This window comes from Saccharothrix sp. 6-C, assembly GCF_016695385.1.
Lineage (GTDB): Bacteria > Actinomycetota > Actinomycetes > Mycobacteriales > Pseudonocardiaceae > Actinosynnema > Actinosynnema texasense.
This window is the reverse complement of record NZ_CP064192.1, coordinates 2,697,996-2,715,835: the sequence shown is the minus strand read 5'-3', so window position 1 is coordinate 2,715,835 and position 17,840 is coordinate 2,697,996. Positions and strand designations below refer to the sequence as shown.

General features: G+C 73.3%; 10 protein-coding genes. 7 read left to right on the top strand and 3 right to left on the bottom strand.

Annotated features, from left to right (window positions below; translation table 11 throughout):
- Position 1: 1 nt before the first annotated feature.
- Both IOD16_RS12200 and IOD16_RS12195 read right to left on the bottom strand, forming a co-directional pair.
- A complete protein-coding gene (locus IOD16_RS12200; RefSeq protein ID WP_201440128.1) occupies positions 2-2,170 on the bottom strand; it encodes a hypothetical protein in 2,169 nt (722 codons plus the stop codon).
- Positions 2,171-2,326: 156 nt separating this feature from the next.
- Entirely contained in the window at positions 2,327-2,821 is a 495-nt protein-coding gene (locus IOD16_RS12195) for a MarR family winged helix-turn-helix transcriptional regulator (protein WP_123742142.1), read from the bottom strand.
- A 91-nt stretch (positions 2,822-2,912) separates the two neighbouring features.
- Here IOD16_RS12195 and IOD16_RS12190 point away from each other — a divergent pair, with 91 nt between their 5' ends.
- The 4 genes from IOD16_RS12190 (at position 2,913) to IOD16_RS12175 (ending at position 6,395) form a co-directional block, all read left to right on the top strand.
- Positions 2,913-3,458 carry a YceI family protein gene (locus IOD16_RS12190; protein WP_123742143.1) on the top strand — a complete coding sequence of 182 codons (546 nt, stop codon included), beginning with the start codon at positions 2,913-2,915 and terminating at the stop codon, positions 3,456-3,458.
- A 241-nt stretch (positions 3,459-3,699) separates the two neighbouring features.
- Positions 3,700-4,653 carry a TIGR03617 family F420-dependent LLM class oxidoreductase gene (locus IOD16_RS12185; protein WP_201440127.1) on the top strand — a complete coding sequence of 318 codons (954 nt, stop codon included), beginning with the start codon at positions 3,700-3,702 and terminating at the stop codon, positions 4,651-4,653.
- Positions 4,654-5,224: 571 nt separating this feature from the next.
- Positions 5,225-5,725, top strand: coding sequence for an ATP-binding protein (locus IOD16_RS12180; RefSeq protein WP_123742144.1), 501 nt, complete (start codon positions 5,225-5,227; stop codon positions 5,723-5,725).
- 133 nt (positions 5,726-5,858) lie between these two features.
- Positions 5,859-6,395, top strand: coding sequence for a hypothetical protein (locus tag IOD16_RS12175; protein WP_201440126.1), 537 nt, complete (start codon positions 5,859-5,861; stop codon positions 6,393-6,395).
- 42 nt (positions 6,396-6,437) lie between these two features.
- Here the strand turns inward: IOD16_RS12175 and IOD16_RS12170 are convergent, their stop codons facing one another.
- On the bottom strand, positions 6,438-7,268 hold the full coding sequence (locus IOD16_RS12170; RefSeq protein WP_201440125.1) for an EamA family transporter: 831 nt from the start codon (positions 7,266-7,268) through the stop codon (positions 6,438-6,440).
- A gap of 262 nt (positions 7,269-7,530) precedes the next feature.
- Between IOD16_RS12170 and IOD16_RS12165 the strand changes: the two genes are divergently transcribed.
- The 3 genes from IOD16_RS12165 (at position 7,531) to IOD16_RS12155 (ending at position 17,838) form a co-directional block, all read left to right on the top strand.
- The gene (locus IOD16_RS12165; RefSeq protein WP_201440124.1) at positions 7,531-8,145 is read left to right on the top strand and encodes a GTP pyrophosphokinase; all 615 of its coding nucleotides are present in this window, start codon (positions 7,531-7,533) and stop codon (positions 8,143-8,145) included.
- 605 nt (positions 8,146-8,750) lie between these two features.
- A complete protein-coding gene (locus IOD16_RS12160) occupies positions 8,751-10,022 on the top strand; it encodes a serine hydrolase domain-containing protein (protein WP_201440123.1) in 1,272 nt (423 codons plus the stop codon).
- 67 nt (positions 10,023-10,089) lie between these two features.
- The gene (locus tag IOD16_RS12155) at positions 10,090-17,838 is read left to right on the top strand and encodes a non-ribosomal peptide synthetase (RefSeq protein ID WP_201440122.1); all 7,749 of its coding nucleotides are present in this window, start codon (positions 10,090-10,092) and stop codon (positions 17,836-17,838) included.
- Positions 17,839-17,840 lie beyond the last annotated feature (2 nt).

Genomic DNA, 17,840 nt, shown 5'->3' with positions numbered 1-17,840 from the left:
GTCACTCCGACCCGCCGCGCCGCATCCGCCGGTTGCGCAGGGTCAGCAGCCACGCCGTGGCCAGCAGCCCGATGCCGCCGCCGACGAGCTGGTTGTCCTCCTCCGACGCGGGCACGCTCAGCGGCTGGCAGATCCTGCCGCCGCCGCAGTTCTCGATCGGCTCACGCACGCGCACCGGATACACCTTCGACTCCGCCACACCCGTCGGGCCGTGCGCCCGCACGAGCAGCGAGTTGAAGCCGGTGTCCACGTCGATCGTCACGGTGCCGCCGGCGCACGCGATCGGCACGCTGGTGCCCAAGGTCGTGTTGGCGACCTCGCACGTCCCGCTGTGGCTCGCCCAGTCCGCCGGCGGCGCCGTGGTCACCCTCCTCTCGTAGAGGTGGGAGCCCGCGCCGACCGTGCTGATCACCGCGGCGCCCGGGGTGGGCAGCGGCGGTGGCGGCGGTGGCGGCGGTGTGGTCGTCGTGGTGACCACAGGCGGCTCGGTCGTCGGTGGTGGCGGCGGTGGTGCGGCAGTCGTGGTCGTGACCACGGGCGGCTGGGTGGTCGTGGTCACGGCCGCCGGCCGGATCGTCCACGACGCGGTGCCCGCCTCGCCCGTGCCGAACCGGTTGTAGGCGGCCACCGAGACGTCCAGCTTCCCGCTCGCGCAGAACGTCGAGCCCGCACAGGGCAGCACCAGCTCGGCCGACGTGCCCGCCACCCGCGTCTCCCGGGACCCGCCCGAGAACGCGCCGGTCCCCGTCACCGCGTACCCCGAGATCGGCTCGCCGCCGTCCGGCGCCGCGCTCCAGCTCACCGCCACGACCACGGAGGCGCCGTCGTTGCCGCGCTGCGACACCGTCACGCCCGCGGGACGCCCGGGCGCAGCGCCCGACACGCCGGCGCTCGGCGTCGTCGTCACGGTCACCGGCGCGGTGGTCGGCTCCACGCCCCGGCCCTGCGTGTTCTGCCCGTTGCCCCGAGTCGGCGGGTCCGGGCGCGGCGGCGGAGGACTGGGCACGCTCGGGATCGGCGTGCGCTCCGGGTCCATGACCGGCAGCTCGGGGCTGCGGATCACCACGTCCCGGGTGCGCCCGTCGGAGTCCACGATGACGCCCGAGTCCGCGCCCGGCGTGTTGATGAACAGCTTGCCGTCGTCGAAGACCAGCGCCGGGTCGCCCGCACCGCCGGTTCGCACGTCGTCCGCGGCCTTCCGGCCCGCCCGGTCCAGCACCACGACCTTGCCCGAACCCAGGCACGGCACGTAGACCCGGTCGCGGAACACCGCCGGCCGTCCGGGCTCGGGGCAGTCGAACTGCCGCATGTCCACCCGGACCACCTCGTCACCGCTGACCAGCACGACCACCGACGCGTCCGGGACCGACGCCGGCACCAGGCCCGTCGGGCTCGTCTGCGCGGCCAGCACCTCGCCGGTGAACGACGCGGTGCTCGCGGTGAGGTCGCGGCCGGTGCCGTCGCGCACCACCACGCCGCCCTCCAACCCGAGCAGCGTCACGCCGCGCTCGTGCGGCACGAGCGCGGTGCGCGGTCCGGCGCCCGCCACGGCCTTGTTGCTGCGCTCCAGGAACTTCAGGTCTTCGTCGGACCACTCCAGCGAGTGGAGGTTGCCGCCGTGGTCGACGGCCCAGACCACCCCGCCGTCGTCGGCGACCACGTCGGCCAGCGGTTGGCCCGCGAGCCACGGCGGGCCGATGTCGGCCAGCGTCACCGGGTCCGCGTTGTGCACGGAGCCGGCCGCGCGGTCGACCACGAACACCCGGTCGAGCGCGATGAGGACCTTCGCCGACGGGCCGGCGGGCGCCTGGCGGCGACCGGAGGACAGCAGCGTGGCCAGGTCGATCACGGTGATCTGGCCGGTGCGGCGGTCGAGCACGATCAGCTTGTCGTCGGACTGCGCGATCTCCAGCCGCGCGTCCGCGCCGCTGACCTGCAGCCGCGTCTGGGGTTTCCCGGAGCTCGGGTTGACCTGCACGACCTCGCCGCGCTGGTCGTCGTTCAGCCAGGTGAGGCCGTCGGAGACCTCGACGGCGGTGCGCGAGATGCCGTCGCCCAGCGCGGCGCCGGCGAGCAGCAGCAGCCCCAGCGCGGCGGCGCTCACACCGGCCGACTCGCGCCGGCCCGCGCCGACGACCCGACGCGCGATCCTGCCCAGCTTCGCTCCCACGGGCCGGATGCTAACGGCCCGGTATGACAATTCCGGGACAACCGGCGAGCCTGCTCCGCTCGGCCCACACGCGGTTCGGCCGGATGCGTCCACATCGGACGGGTCGTCCCCCGCGCGTGGGATGACCGGCTTGTCACGCGGCCTCCCGGCGGGGCCTCACAGGTCGGCGAACTCCTCCCGCCGCGCCTTCGCGCACTCGACCGTCAACCCCGCGTCCACGGCCCGACTGATCTCCGCGAGCGACTGCAGCTGCGCGGGCGTCAACACGTCGAACAGGTGCTCCCGCACCGCCGTCACGTGCCCGGCCGCCGCGGCCTCCAGCACCCGGAACCCGGCGTCCGTCAGCACCGCGTTGGAGCCGCGGCGGTCCGACGGGCAGGCCTGGCGCTCGACCCAGCCCTCCTTCTCCAGCCGGGCCACCGCGTGGGAGAGCCTCGACCGCGACGAGTGGCACACCGACGCCAGCTCGCTCATCCGCAGCGAGCGCTCCGGTGCCTCGGACAGCGCGACGAGGATCTCGTAGTACGCCATCGGCATCCCGGAGTCGCGCTGCAACTGCCGGTCCAGGTGTCCGGTGAACTTGGTCACGGCGGTCATGAAGGCACGCCACACCTGCTGCTCTTCAGCGCTCAGCCACCGCACGTCGCTCATGTCTCCCATCATACGGGCGTTGTTGAACCTTCAACCAGGATGCGCTATGTTCTGTTGAGAGTTCAACCAGACCAACCCAGAAGGACCATCAATGACCTCGCAGACTGTGCAGATCCCCGGCTACCTCGCGGGCACGTGGGCGATCGACCCGGTGCACTCGGACATCTCCTTCGTGGTCCGCCACCTGGGCGTGTCCAAGGTCCGCGGCCACTTCGGCACGTTCGAGGGCACGATCGTGACGGCCGAGAACCCGCTGGAGTCCACGGTCACCGCGAAGATCGACGCCACCTCGGTCGACACGCGCAACGGCCAGCGCGACGCCCACGTCAAGGGCGAGGACTTCCTGGACGTGGAGAAGTTCCCCGAGCTGACCTTCACCTCCACCGGCGTGCGCGCACACGGCGAGGGCTTCCTCGTCGACGGCGAGCTGTCCCTGCACGGCGTGACCAAGACCGTGTCCCTGGAGCTGGAGATCAACGGCTTCGGCGACGGGTTCGAGGGCGCGAAGGTCGCGGGCTTCTCCGCCTCCACCGAGATCAACCGCCGCGAGTTCGGCGTGACCGGCGGCGCGGCGGGCGCGGTCGTCGGCGACAAGATCACGATCCTGCTCGAGATCGAGGCCGTCAAGCAGGCCTGAACCGGCCGCCGGTCTGCCGTCGACCGCGACGGCGAACCTGCCCGGCACTCGCGCTTCCCGGAAGGCCCGCCCGCACTCGACGGGGGCGGGCCTCCTTCCACGGATCGACCGGGACACCGCTGCCGACCTCTGCCACCCAGGCGTCGCCCGGCGGGCATCCCGTCGCTCGATCAGGCGATTTTCACGCCGCACCCGTTCGGTGACCGAGTGGGCCGCGCGGCGCGTCAATAGCTTCCACACCATGAAAACGGACCGCGTGGAAGCAGGCCCGGATCCGACGAGGGTCCTCGACCTCGCGCGCAGCGCCGAGGAGGACGGCTGCGACGGGTTCTGGGTGGCCGAGACGTCTCGTGACCCGTTCGTCGCGCTGGGCCGCGTCGCGGGCGAAGTGGAGCTGGAGCTGGGCACGGCCGTCGCGGTGGCGTTCGCGCGCAACCCGATGACCACCGCCATGGCGGCCAACGACCTCCAACTGCTCTCCTGCGGTCGCTTCCACCTGGGCCTGGGCACCCAGGTGGAAGCGCACGTCACCAACCGGTTCGGCATGCCGTGGTCACGGCCCGCGGCGCGCATGCGCGAGTTCGTCTTCGCGCTGCGCGCGATCTGGCACAGCTGGGCCACCCGGGAGCAGCTGCGGTTCTGCGGCGAGTTCTACACCCACACGCTGATGACTCCGGTCTTCGACCCGGGTCCCAACCCCTTCGGCAACCCCTCCGTGTGGCTGGCCGGGGTGGGCGAGCTCATGACCGAGGTCGCCGGCGAGGTCGCAGACGGCTTCCTCTGCCACAGCTTCACCACCGAGCGGTACCTGCGCGAGGTGACCCTGCCCGCGCTCGCCCGCGGCCGGGCCAGGGCAGGAGGGCTGCGGCCACTGGAGATCCAGGGCCCCTCCCTGATCGCCTACGACGACCGGTCGGTGGTCAAGATCCGGCGACTGATCGCGTTCTACGGCGCCACCCCCGCCTACCGCAAGGTCCTGGACCTGCACGGCTGGGGCGACCTGCACGAGGAGCTGCACCAACTGTCCCTGGACGGGCGGTGGAACGAGATGACCGGCCTCGTGCCCGATGAGGTGCTGCACGCGTTCGCCGTCGTCGGGACGCCGGCCGAGGTGCGCGCCGAGTACGCCCGCCGCTACGGCGGCCTGGTCACCAGGAGCGCCACGCCGACGCCGACGGTCGTCAGGACCGGATGAGGAACCGCCGGCTCGGCTCGTCACCGCGCGTCCCGTGCCGGCACAGCTGCGCCCCCGGACGCGCGGCCCCACCAACCTCCTCGCCCACCGCCTCCTCGCCCACCGCCCGGCCCGCGACGTCCTCGGTCGATTCCCGGCGGTCGGGGAACGGATCCTGATCGCCCGCCGTGGCGCGTCGACCCGCTTCGCGACGCCCCGGGCCACCACGAGTTCGCCTCGCCACCGACGTGCCGGGTCGGTCCGCCGGAAGACGTCCGGCTGCTCGGCGGCCCTCGCCACGCCACCTACCGTGCGTAGGGCGAGTAGCTGGACCGGGCGAAATCGAGCGTCATTCCATTTCACCGCGCATTTCGGTAACTTCTGCCGTGCCGCCGCAACCTGCCTGAACCGCGAGCCGTCTCCACCCGTAGTAGGTCGTGGGACCCGAGTTTTGCTTCGGTCGGCACTGAAGCGGTAGAACTCGGTGCGGACACAGTCCGCTCACGGTCGGTAGACCACGTGGGTGACATCGGACGCACCCATGGCACCATCTGGCGCAGCAACGCGCCGGACGCAGGCGAGGAGGATCGGTGTGAACGCCCAGACCGAACAGGTCGACGACCTTCGACTCGTCGCGCTGCCCACCGCGGTGAACGTGGCGGACCTATTCGTGCGCTTCTCGCTGGGCGAGTGGCGGCTGCGCGCGATGCAGGACGAGGCCGCGCAGACGGTCCGCCGGCTGGTCGGCGCCGCGGTCGACGTGGCCGACCGGCGGGCGCCCGGCTTCCTGCTGGTGCGCCTGCGGCTGACGGGCGCCTGCCTGGTGGTCGAGGTCGAGGGCAACCGCGTCGCGCTGCCGCCGGAGCTGGCCGGCTCCCGCGCGGGCCTGGTCGACCTCACCGCGGGCGGCCACCTGGCGTGGTGCGAACTGGCCCTGCCGTCGGGCATGAGCGCCTCGGCCGTGCCGCTGCCCCGCCGCGAACCCCGCCGCTCGCCCGCCGCCGAGGCGCTGGGCGACGAGCCGGACGTGGACCCCGAGGTCATCCAGCGCATCCTCTACGGCCTGGGCGGCGGGGCGCACCGGCCCGATTAGCGGGCCGTCACCACAGGTTCCCACCTTCGCGCAGGCAGTACCCCCGTTCGCCCTCTGCTCCGGCGACCGAATGGCGGTATGCCTGAGGTGCCCTCGCCACCGCGAGGCGCGCACCTCGGGAAAGGGACCGTTGATGATGATTCTCCGACGCGCCGCGAGGCGGATGGCCGTGGTGGCCGCCGCGATCGGAGTGGTGGCGGGCTCGACCGTCGCGCCCCCGGCCTCGGCCACGGCCACCACGGTGGTCCCGGACGGGGTCTACGGCATCGCCTTCCAGGGCGACGAGGACTCACTGCTGACCCACCTCTCGACCGGGGAAGGGTTGCCGACCGTCCTCCTGCCGGCGTTCGGCCGGCCCGGCTACCAGGAGTGGGAGGTCGTCCGGGACAGCCGGACCACCCAGATCATCAGGAACCTGCACAGCGGCCTCTACCTGGGGCTCGGCGGGGGCGTGCCGCAGCAGCACCGGCCCGTCGTCGCCACGCCGTACCCCTACTCGTGGACCATCCGCGCCGGCTCGGCGCCCGACCGCGTCCTCATCGCCTCCGCCGTTGGCGACGACCGGCTGCGGCTCGACCGGGCACCCACGTGGACCTACCCGCCGCGGGTCGACATCCAGCTGCCCCTCGACGACGGCAGCCAGGAGTGGCAGCTCACCCCGCACGAGTGACGCCCGGGGCCGGCGCCTCACTGGGGACGCCGGCCCCTCCGCTCACTTCCGCGCGAGCGCCACCAACGCCGCCGCCAGCACGCCCATCCCGCACCAGGACACGAGCGGCAGCCGCTCGTGCAGCACGACCACGCCCAGCACCGCCGCCACCGCGGGCTCGGCGAGCGTCAACGTGGTCGCCGCCGCCGCGCCGGTGTGGCGGAGCCCACGGGCGAACAGCAGGTACGCGGCGAACGTGGTGAACACCGCCAGGTGCGCGGTCACCGCCAGCCCCGACGGGCTCGCCAGCCACCCCACGCCCACCACCGACAGCACCGGCAGCGTCAGGGCCGACGCGCCGCCGAACACCACGCCCACCACGGCCCGGGACGGGTGCCCCGAGCCGATGAGGTGGGCGCAGACCACCGAGTACACGGCGTAGGACAAGCCCGCGACCAGCGCCAGCGCCACGCCGACCAGGTCGACGCGGGCGTCGCCGCCGCCCAGCACGAGCGCCGTGCAGCCGGCCACGGCGGCCGACGTGGGCAGCGGCCGCGACCGCAGGCCGAGCAGGATCGGCGCGACGGCCAGCGCCACGGTGGTGCCCACCGCCACACCCGTGCGCGCGACGGCCGGGTAGAACGCGAGCACGTAGCCCGCCACGGTCACCGCGCCGAGCAGCAACAACCGCCAGTCGGCGGTCCGCAGCACGGCGCGCGTGCCGCTGGCGGTCAGGAACAACAGGCAGCCACCCGCCACCAGCCCGGCCGCGCCCACCGCCGCGGTCGGTGCGGAAGCGGGCGCCATCGAGCTCGCGGTGCCGGTGGTGCCCCACAGGACGCACGCGGCCAGGATCGGCAGCGGTCCGCGGGTGGAACGAGCGCGTGATGGCATGACAGAGGTCGACACGAAGGTCTCCGTTCGCGAGACGAGGGGTGAAGAGGACGCGAACGGGCGCACCGCGTGACCGGGCCGGGCGGACGTGACCGGGGTCGGGATCTCGACCGGGTCGACGTGGCCGGGGCGGGTCAGGCAGGCGTGGAGGCGTGCGTCAGCGGGTGCGCCCGGTCAGGCGCACGGCGGCGGGAGGACCACGTGCCAGTGGGTGTTCACGGCCGGAATCGTAGCCGCACCGCCTGCCGGTATCGTGGGGATCATGGACATCGGCGTCGCGGATGACCTGCTGCGGCGGTCCCTCGTGGTCTACAAGTTCGCGGTCGACGAGCTCATGACGAAGCTGCGGATCCTCAGCGAGGAGTTCGACCTCGTCCACCGGCACGACCCCATCGAGCACGTCACGCACCGCGTGAAGCGGCCCGACGCGATCCTCGACAAGCTGCGGCGCAAGGGCCTGCCCGCGGACCTGGCGCTGGCCGCCGAGCACCTCGACGACGTCGCGGGCGTGCGGGTGGTGTGCCCCTTCGTGTCCGATGTGTACCGAGTGCGCGACATGCTGGCCCGGCAGAGCGACGTGGAGATCCTGCGGACCAAGGACTACATCGCCGCGCCGAAGCCCAACGGGTACCGCAGCCTGCACCTGATCGTGCGGATCCCGGTGTTCCTGTCCGACCGGGTGGAGCACGTGAAGGTCGAGGTTCAGCTGCGGACCATCGCGATGGACTTCTGGGCCACCCTGGAGCACAAGCTGTACTACAAGTACGACGACCAGGTGCCCGCCGGGTTCGTCGAGGAGCTGACCGCCACCGCCGCCATCGCCGCGGAGCTGGACGCCCGGATGCAGTCGCTGCACCTCGAGGTCCAGCGCGACTGACCGGCGCCGAGCGTTCAACTCGGGGTGCCCGGACGTAGGACTCACCTGTCCTGGACGTAGGACTCACGCGCTCCGGACGTAGGACTCACGCGTCGTGGGTGTAGGACTCACGCGCCCTGAACGCGGGACTCTCGCGGGCGGGCTTGTCGCGGATTAATCAAGACGTGTCGCACATCACTTAGCGACCGGCGAGCGCGCTACGCCCGAGTAACGTCAAACGACGTCAGACGGAGAAGGTTACGGCCATCCCAGAACATCTTCGAAAATCCGTCTGAACGGAGCACGAAGATATTTCATGCTTCCTGGATGGACAGCCTACGGACGCGTGCAATCCCCCGTCCGAGGCGCGCCGGGCGCGTTGACACGCGACTGCGAATAACCCTCGCGTACTGCACGTATTTACGAGACCCCACGGTCCAAACCGGCCGTTCGAGTGAATCGCGGAAGTGCTTCTTCCAACGCGGGGTCATGCTCCCCTCAAAATAGGGAATGACTTTACGGAGAATGCTCCGTTCGGCGGTCGCGACGAACTCCCGGCGACCGTCAACGTTGGCCCCGCGCCCGGTTACTCATTGACACTGTGGCTCATTCTCAGAGGATCACGCATGGACACCGACCGGATCTCCACCCGATTAGCGACGCTGACCCGCGAGCACCTCGTGCCCGGGGCGCAGCTCGCCGTGCACCACGAGGGACGCACGTGGACGCACGAGGTGGGCCTGGCCGCCGACGCGGCCGTGCCCATCGGCTCGATCACGAAGACGTTCACCGCGGCCGTCGCCATGGCCCTGGTCTCCGACGGGGACCTCGAGCTGGACGCGCCGCTGTCCGACCACCTGCCCGGGGTGGCGGCGGGCGAGCTCACGCTGCGCCACTTGCTCAGCCACACCGGCGGCCTGCCGTCGGACCCGGAGGACGTGCGCACCACGTCCCTGCGCCACCACGTCCGGCAGGCGCTGCGCGAGCTGCACCCCCTGCACGAGCCCGGCGCGGGCTTCTCGTACTCCAACATCGGCTACTCGCTGATCGGCCACCTGATCGAGGTAACGACCGGGATGTCCTGGTCGGAGGCGGTGGAGGCGGTCCTGCTGCGCCCGCTCGGGGTGCGCGCCCGGTTCATCACGAGCCCCGACGCCGACGTGGTCGCCGGCCACGCGGTCAACGCCGCCACGGGCCGCGTGGTGCCGGTGACGCAATCGCTTACGCCGGTCGACGCGCCCGCGGGCGCCCTGGCCGTGAGCGCCGCGGACCTGGTGGCGTTCGGCCGGATGCTCGGCGGCGCCGCGCCGCACATCATGTCCCCGGAGGACCTCGCGCTCATGCGCGAGCCCGTGCGGCACGCCGAGCCGTTCGGCATGGCCGACGGCTGGGGCCTCGGCCTCGCGCTCTTCCAGCGCGACGGCGTCCGCTGGGTCGGCCACGACGGCACCGCCGACGGCACGTCCTGCCACCTGCGGATCAACCCCGCCGACGGCACCTCGGTCGCGCTGACCACCAACGGCAGCAGCGGGTGGGGCCTGTGGCGCGAGCTCGTGCCGGAATTGGTCGACGCGGGCCTGCCGGTGGCCGATTACGACGGAATGAGCGGCCTGCACCACCGCATCGCCCCGCCGCCGGACTGCACCGGCCGCTTCCGCAACGGGGACGTCGAATACGCCGTGCGGGCCGTGGACCGGGAGCGCCTGGCGCTGACCGTGGACGGCGAGCCGTTCGCGGACCTGTCCCTGTTCGACGGCCTGGTGTTCGCCATGCGTGATTCCGACACCGGCGACACCAACCAGACCGGGCGTTTCCTGCGCGACCCGGGCGACGGCGGCATCCGCTGGATCCAGATCGGCGGCCGACTGGCGCGCCGGCAGGCCGCGAAAGTGTATTGAATTACACGTTTGAACCTCACGCGGAATGGGTAGGCCGCGCCCCCGAACCAGAAAGGCACTTCTCGCGATGACGCACGCCCGCACACTGCCGGAATTGATCGCCGCGCAGGCGCTGCGCACTCCGGACGCACCCGCGGTCATATCGGCCGGCGGTGTGGTCGGCTACCGGGAACTCGAAGAACGCGCGAACCGGCTCGCACACGTGCTCGTCGCCCTGGGGGCGCGGCGGGAGCGCGTGGTGGCGGTCGCCATGCCGCGGTCGGTGGACAACGTGGTGGCGCGGCTCGCGGTGCTCAAGAGCGGCGCCGCGTACCTGCCGATCGACCCGGACTACCCGGCCGACCGGATCTCCTTCATGGTCTCCGACGCCGAGCCGCTGCTCGTGCTCTCCGACCTGCCGCCGCTCGACGACCAGCCCGCCACCGCGCCCGACGTGGCGATCCGGCCGGAGGACCCGGCCTACGTGATCTACACGTCCGGGTCGACCGGCCGTCCCAAGGGCGTGGTGGTGCCGCACCGGGGCCTGCCGGCGTTCTCCGCCGCCGAGATCGCCCACTTCGACGTGCGGCCGGGCGACCGGGTCCTCCAGTTCTCCTCGCCCAGCTTCGACGCCTCGGTGCTGGAGCTGTGCATGGCGCTGCCCGCGGGCGCGGCGCTCGTGGTGCCGCCGCCCGGTCCGCTGCTCGGCGACCAGCTCGCGGAGGTGATCGCCGGGTTCGGCGTGACGCACGCGCTGATCCCGCCGGTCGCGCTGGCCACCGTGCCCGACGTCGAGCTGCCCTCGTTCCGCACCCTGGTCGTCGGCGGTGACGCCTGCCCGCCCGACCTGGTGGCGAAGTGGGCGCCCGGCCGTCGCATGATCAACGCCTACGGGCCGACCGAGTCCACCGTGGTCACGTCGTGGAGCGAGCCGCTGGAGCCGGGCGGCACGCCGCCCATCGGCCGTCCCATCCCGGGCACGGAGGTCCGCGTGCTGGACGACGAGCTGCGTCCCGCCGCCGAGGGCGAGCTGTACGTGACCGGCGTCGGCCTGGCGCGGGGCTACCTCGGCCGGCCGGGGCTGACCGCGCAGCGGTTCCTGGCCGACCCCCTGGGCCGGCCCGGCGCCCGCATGTACCGCACCGGCGACGTGGTCCGCACCCGCGCCGACGGCCAGCTCGAGTTCGTCGGCCGCGCCGACCACCAGGTGAAGATCCGGGGCTTCCGGGTCGAGCCCGGCGAGATCGAGGCGCTGCTGCGGCAGCGGCCCGGCGTGGAGCACGCCGTCGTCATCGCGCGCGGCGAGCCGAAGCGGCTGGTGGCCTACGTCGTCGGCACCGTGGAAGGGCTGCGGGACCACCTCGTCAGCAGACTGCCGGACTACCTCGTGCCCTCCGCCTTCGTGCCGCTGGAAGCGTTCCCACTCACGCCCAACGGGAAGCTGGACCGCGACGCGCTGCCCGAGCCGGTCGTCGGCGACGTCCCGGACGACCACGTCGAGCCGCGCACCGCCGCCGAGCGCCGGGTCGCCGACGTGTGGTTCGACGTCCTCGGCGTGCCCCAAGTCGGCGCGCACGACGACTTCTTCGCCCTCGGCGGCGACTCGATCCTGGCGGTGCGGGCGCTGTCACGGCTCGGCGGGCTGCCGGTGCGGGCGATGTTCGACCACCGCACGGTCGCCGCGCTCGCCGAGGCCCTGCCCGACCAGGACGGCGCGCCGATCCCGCGCGTGCCGCGGGGCGGGCCGCTGCCCCTCTCCCCCGCCCAGCGCCGCTTGTTCTCCCTGGACGGCACGGCCGAGCAGAACACCGCCGTCGGCATCCGGCTGACCGGTCGGCTGGACGTGCCGCGCCTCGCCCGGGCGCTGGACGCGCTGGCGTGCCGCCACGACGCGCTGCGCACGACGTTCGACGTGGTGGGCGACGAGCCGGTGCAGGTCATCGCGTCGCACGGCACGATCCCGCTGCGCGTGCTGCCCGCTCCGGCGGGCGCGGGAGCGACGACGGACCCGACCGAGCCGGGCTGGACCGAACCGGGCACGGCCGCGCCGGGCACGGGTGGACCCGCTTCGGCCGACCTCGGCCTCGACGAGCCGTTCGACCTGCGGCGGGGGCCGCTCACCCGGGCCGTGCTCCTCCCCCTCGGCCCGGACGAGCACCTGCTGGCCCTCGTCCAGCACCACATCGTCACCGACGGCTGGTCGGTGCAGGTGCTGTTGCGGGAGCTGGCCGAGCTGTACGCGGGCGGGCAGCCGGACGAGCCCCCCGTGCAGTACCCGGACTTCACCGCCTGGGACCGGGCCAGGCCCGCGGGCGACGTGGCCTACTGGCGCGACCGGCTCGACGGCATCGAGGCGCTCGACCTGCCCACCGACCGCCCCCGCCCGCCGCTGCGCACCACGGCCGGCGCGGTGCTGCGGCGCCCGTTGCCGGCGGACCTCGTCCGGCGGCTGACGGGCGTCGGCCGCGCGCACGACGCCACCCTGTTCATGACGCTCACCGCCGCCGTGCAGCTGCTGCTGTCGGCCCGCAGCCGGCAGCGGGACGTCGCCGTGGGCACGGTCAGCTCCGGCCGCGACCACGCCGACCTCGAACGCGCCGTCGGGTTCTTCGTCCGCACGCTGGTGCTGCGCTCCTGGGTGGACCCCGACCTGCCGTTCACCGCGTTCCTCGACCAGGTGCGGGACACGGCGCTGGAGGCCTTCGCGCACGACGACGTGCCGTTCGACCGGGTGGTGGAGGCGGTGCGCCCCGACCCGGACCCCAGCCGCACGCCGCTCGTGCAGGCCGTCGTCGCGCTCCAGCAGCCGCTGCTGCCCGGCCCCGCGTTCGGCGAGCTGACCGCGGCCGAGCACGACCTCCCGCGCCCCGTGGCCCGGTTCGACCTGGTGGTGGAGTTCTGGCCGCGCGGCGACGACCTCGCGCTGACCGTCGAGTACAACACCGACCTGTTCGACGCGGCCACGATCGACGCGCTGGGCGACGACCTGGAAGCGCTGCTGCGCCTGGTGGTGGACGACCCCGACCGCCCGCTGCGCGACCTCGTCACCCTCGACTTCCAGCCGGACGACGCGGTCCGCATCCGGGGCTCCCGGGTCGACCTGGCCGAGGTCGAGCGGGCGATCCGCCGTCACCACGACGTGACCGACGCCGCCGTGGTCGTGGCCGGCACCCGACTCGTCGCCTACGTGACGCCCCCGGTGAACGCCCCGGCGTTGCAGGGGTTCCTCGGCCAGGTGCTGCCCGCGCACGCCGTGCCCACCACGGTCGTCGGCCTCGACCACCTCGACCGCGACGCGCTGCCCACACCCCCGGACGACCGCGCGGAGGTCCGCTACGTGGCGCCGCGCACGCCCGTCGAGGCCGTGCTGGCCGACGTGTTCGCCGAGGTGCTCGGCGCGGCCCGGGTCGGCGTGCGGGACAACTTCTTCGCCCTGGGCGGCGACTCGATCCTGGGCATCCAGGTCGTCACCCGCGCCCGCCGCGCGGGCCTGGTGCTCACCTCGCTGGACATCTTCGCGCACCAGACCATCGCGGCCATCGCGCCGCACGTGACCCGCGACCTGCCGCCCGCCGCCGACCAGGGCGTGGTGACCGGCGACGCGCCGCTCACCCCGATCCAGCGCTGGTTCCTCGACAGCCACGCGGTGCGGCCGGAGCACTTCGACCAGTCCGTGGTGGTGGACCTCGACCCCGACCTCGACGTGCCCGCCCTCCGCACCGCCCTGGTCGCGCTGGTCGGGCACCACGACGCGCTGCGCACCCGGTTCGAGGGCGACCGCCAGGTGGTCGGCCCCGTCACGCACGCCGACCCGCTGGCGGTGGACCACTTCGACCTCACCCGCGGGCCGCTGCTGCGCGCCGAGGTCCTCGACGACGGGTCGGTCCGGCTGACCGCGCACCACCTCGTGGTCGACGGCGTGTCCTGGCGCGTGCTGGTCGAAGACCTGACCACCGCCTACCGCCAGGCCCGCGCCGGCGAGACCGTCCGCATCGGGCGCAAGACGACGTCGTTCCGCGACTGGGCGACCCGGCTCGCCGACCACGCCCCGCACGGCTTCGACGCCGAGCTGGCCCACTGGACGGCCGTGGCCGCCACCCCGACTGCCATCCCGGTCGACCGGACCGGCCCGAACACGGTCGGCTCGCAGCGGGAGGTCACCGTGCGGCTCACCGCGGCGGAGACCGACGCGCTGCTGCGCGACGTGCCCGGCGTGTACCGCACCCAGGTCAACGACGTGCTGCTGACCGCGCTGGGCCGGGTGCTGGCCGACTGGACGGGCCGCCCGCGCGTCCTGGTCGACCTGGAGGGCCACGGCCGCGAGGAGCTGTTCGCCGACGTCGACCTGTCCCGCACGGTCGGCTGGTTCACCACCGTCTTCCCCGTCGCGCTCGACCTGCCCGGGGACGACCGTGCGCCCGGAAGCGACTGGGGCACGGCGCTCAAGTCGGTGAAGGAGCAGCTGCGGGCCGTGCCCGGACGCGGCCTCGGCTATGGCGTGCTGCGCCACCTGGCCCGCACCGCGCCCGCCTGCGACCCCCGGGTCTCGTTCAACTACCTGGGCCGGTTCGACGCCGACCAGCGCGACCTGGAGCTGTTCGCCGACCCGCGCGCGCCGCGCCCGCACCTGCTCGACGTGGTCGGCCAGGTGCGCGGCGACCGGCTGGAGTTCCGCTTCCACTACAGCGAGAACGCCCACGACCGGGACACCGTCGCCCACCTCGCCGACGGGTTCGCCGCCGCGCTGCGCGGCATCGTGGCGCACTGCGCCGAGCCGGGCGCGGGCGGCCGCACGCCGTCGGACTTCCCGCTGGCGCGCCTGACCCAGGCCGAGGTGGACCTGATCACCGGCGAGGACGCCTACCCGCTCACCCCGATGCAGGCGGGCATGGTGTTCCACGGGCTCGGCGACAAGGGCGTGTACTTCCAGCAGACCACGTTCGTGGTGGACGGCGTGACCGACCCGGCCGCGTTCGCCGCCTCCTGGCAGCGGGTGGTCGACCGGACGCCGGTGCTGCGCAGCAGCGTGCTGTGGGAGGGCGTGCGGCAGCCGTTGCAGGTCGTGCACGAGCACGTGCGGGTGCCGTTCACGTTCCTGGACTGGAGCGGGCTGGACGAGGCGACCCGCGCCCGGCGGCTGCGCGACCTGCTGGCCGAGGACCGGGCCGAGGGCCTCGACCTGGCCGCGCCGCCGCTGATGCGGGTCGCCATCGCCCGCCTGTCGCCGACGAGCGTGCAGGTGCTGTGGACGTTCCACCACGTGCTGCTCGACGGCTGGAGCGTCTTCCACGTGCTGTCCGACGTGCTCGGCGAACCGGCGCAGCGGCGGCCGTTCCGCGACTACGTCGCCTGGACCGCCGAGCAGGACGAGGCGCAGGCGCAGGAGCACTGGCGGCGGGTGCTGGCCGGGTTCGACTCGCCCACGCCGCTGCCCGCCGACCGCCCGGCCGAGCACGGCACGTCGTCGCAGCGCCTCCGCGTCGAGCTGACCGACGAGGAGTCCGCTCGGCTCTACGAGTTCGCCCGCCGGCACCGCGTCACGCCCAGCGCGATCGTGCAGGGCGCGTGGGCGCTGCTGCTGGCCCGCTCCAGCGGCCGGCGGGACGTGTGCTTCGGCGCGACGGTCTCCGGCCGGCCGGCGGAGCTGCCCGGCGTGGACGCCATCACCGGCATCTTCATCAACACCCTGCCGGTCCGGGTCCGGGTCGACGGCGCCGAGCCGGTGGCCGACTGGCTGCGCGCGTTGCAGGACGCGCAGGTCGAGTCGCGGCGGTTCGAGCACGTGCCGCTGGCCGACATCCAGTCGTGGAGCGGTGTCGAGCGCGGCACGAACCTCTTCGACAGCGTCGTGGTGTTCGAGAACTACCCGGTCGAGCCGGCCGAGGACATGGGGCTGCGCGAGCTGTCCGCGGTCGAGACGACGAGCTTCCCGCTCAGCGCCACCGTCTACCCGGCCGAGCGGCTCGGCCTGCTGCTGGGCTACGAGCCCGCGATGTTCGAGCGGGCTGGGGTCGAGCGGCTCGGCGACCGGCTGCGCAGGCTGCTGGTCGGCCTCGTCGCCGACCCGGACCGGCCGGTGGCCGACGTGCCCTGGTTGTCCGAGGACGAGGTCCGCCAGGTGCTGGTCGACTGGAACGGCGCGGTCGCCGACGAGCCGACCACCACGATCCCCGAGCTGTTCGCCGCCCAGGCCGCCCGCACGCCGGACGCGGTCGCGGTGACGTGCGAGGGCGAGCACCTGACCTACCGCGAGCTGGACGAGCGGGCCAACCGGCTGGCCCACCACCTGGTCGGCCTGGGCGCCGGGCCCGAGCGGATCGTCGCGCTGCGGCTGCCCCGGTCGCTGGACCAGGTCGTCGCGGTGCTGGCGGTGCTCAAGTCGGGTGCGGCCTACCTGCCGCTGGACCCGGCGTACCCGGCCGAGCGGATCGCGGCCACCCTCGACGACGCCCGGCCGGTGGCCGTGCTGTCGGAGATCCCGGACCTCGCCGGTCAGCCGGCCACGGCTCCGACGCCGGCGCTGCGGCCCGACCACTCGGCCTACGTGATCTACACCTCCGGTTCCACCGGACGGCCCAAGGGCGTGGTCATCCCGCACGGCAACGTGGTGCGGCTGTTCTCGGCCACCGACCACTGGTTCCGGCTCGGCCCCGACGACGTGGTGTCGATGTTCCACAGCTACGCCTTCGACGTCTCGGTGTTCGAGCTGTGGGCCGCGCTGCTGCACGGCGGCCGGCTCGTGGTCGTGCCGTACGCGGTGTCGCGCTCGCCGCGCGACTTCGCCCGGCTGCTGGCCGACGAGGGCGTGACGATCCTGAGCCAGACGCCGTCGGCGTTCTACCAGCTGATCCCGGAGAAGCCGACCGGGCTGAGCCTGCGCTGCGTGATCTTCGCCGGCGAGGCGCTGGAGCCGGCCAAGCTGGAGGGCTGGGACGGCCCCGGCGCGCTGATCAACATGTACGGCATCACCGAGACCACCGTGCACGTCACCTACACCGAGGTCGACGGCAGCATCGGCGTGGCCATGCCGGACCTGCGGATCTACGTGCTGGACGAGGACCTGAACCCGGTGCCGCCGCGCGTGCCGGGCGAGATGTACGTGGCCGGGCCCGGGTTGGCCCGCGGCTACCTGCGCCGGCCGGGGCTGACCGCGTCGCGGTTCGTCGCGAACCCGTTCGGCCCGCCCGGTTCCCGCATGTACCGCAGCGGCGACCTGGCCCGGTGGGAGGACGGCGTGCTGCACTACCTGGGGCGCGCCGACCAGCAGGTGAAGATCCGCGGGTTCCGGATCGAACTCGGCGAGGTGGAATCGGTGCTCGCCGCGCATCCTGCCGTCGCCCAGGTCGTTGTAGTGGCGAACGAACAACGCTTGGTCGCGTACTACGTGCCGGACAAGCCGACTACGGCGTCGGAGCTGCGCGACCACACGGCCGAGGTCCTGCCCGACCACATGGTGCCCGCCGCGTTCGTCGCACTGGAAAGCCTGCCGTTGACCGTGAACGGCAAGCTCGACCGCGTCGCGCTCCCCGCGCCCGAGCGCGACGCGGTCACGTCCGGGGAGTACGTCGCGCCCCGGACCGAGACCGAGGACGCGATCGCCGCCATCTGGGCGGACGTGCTCGGCGTCGGCCGGGTCGGGGTCGAGGACAGCTTCTTCACCCTGGGCGGCGACTCCATCCGCAGCCTGCACATCACCTCCAGGACCAAGGCGGCGTTCGGCATCGACCTGTCCCCGCGCGACATCCTCACCTCCCGCACCGTGTCCGCCCTGGCCGATCTGGTCGAGGAACTGGTGCTCGCCGATCTCGAAGCCCTCGCTGCCGACACGGAGGCGTGACC

What these genes read in the sequence shown, in the direction of transcription:
- IOD16_RS12195 (WP_123742142.1), bottom strand. Translation starts at nt 2,821, where the DNA reads ATGAGCGACGTGCGGTGGCTGAGCGCTGAAGAGCAGCAGGTGTGGCGT.
- IOD16_RS12190 (WP_123742143.1), top strand. Translation starts at nt 2,913, where the DNA reads ATGACCTCGCAGACTGTGCAGATCCCCGGCTACCTCGCGGGCACGTGG.
- IOD16_RS12185 (WP_201440127.1), top strand. Translation starts at nt 3,700, where the DNA reads ATGAAAACGGACCGCGTGGAAGCAGGCCCGGATCCGACGAGGGTCCTC.
- IOD16_RS12175 (WP_201440126.1), top strand. Translation starts at nt 5,859, where the DNA reads ATGATGATTCTCCGACGCGCCGCGAGGCGGATGGCCGTGGTGGCCGCC.
- IOD16_RS12170 (WP_201440125.1), bottom strand. Translation starts at nt 7,268, where the DNA reads ATGCCATCACGCGCTCGTTCCACCCGCGGACCGCTGCCGATCCTGGCC.
- IOD16_RS12165 (WP_201440124.1), top strand. Translation starts at nt 7,531, where the DNA reads ATGGACATCGGCGTCGCGGATGACCTGCTGCGGCGGTCCCTCGTGGTC.
- IOD16_RS12160 (WP_201440123.1), top strand. Translation starts at nt 8,751, where the DNA reads ATGGACACCGACCGGATCTCCACCCGATTAGCGACGCTGACCCGCGAG.
- IOD16_RS12155 (WP_201440122.1), top strand. Translation starts at nt 10,090, where the DNA reads ATGACGCACGCCCGCACACTGCCGGAATTGATCGCCGCGCAGGCGCTG.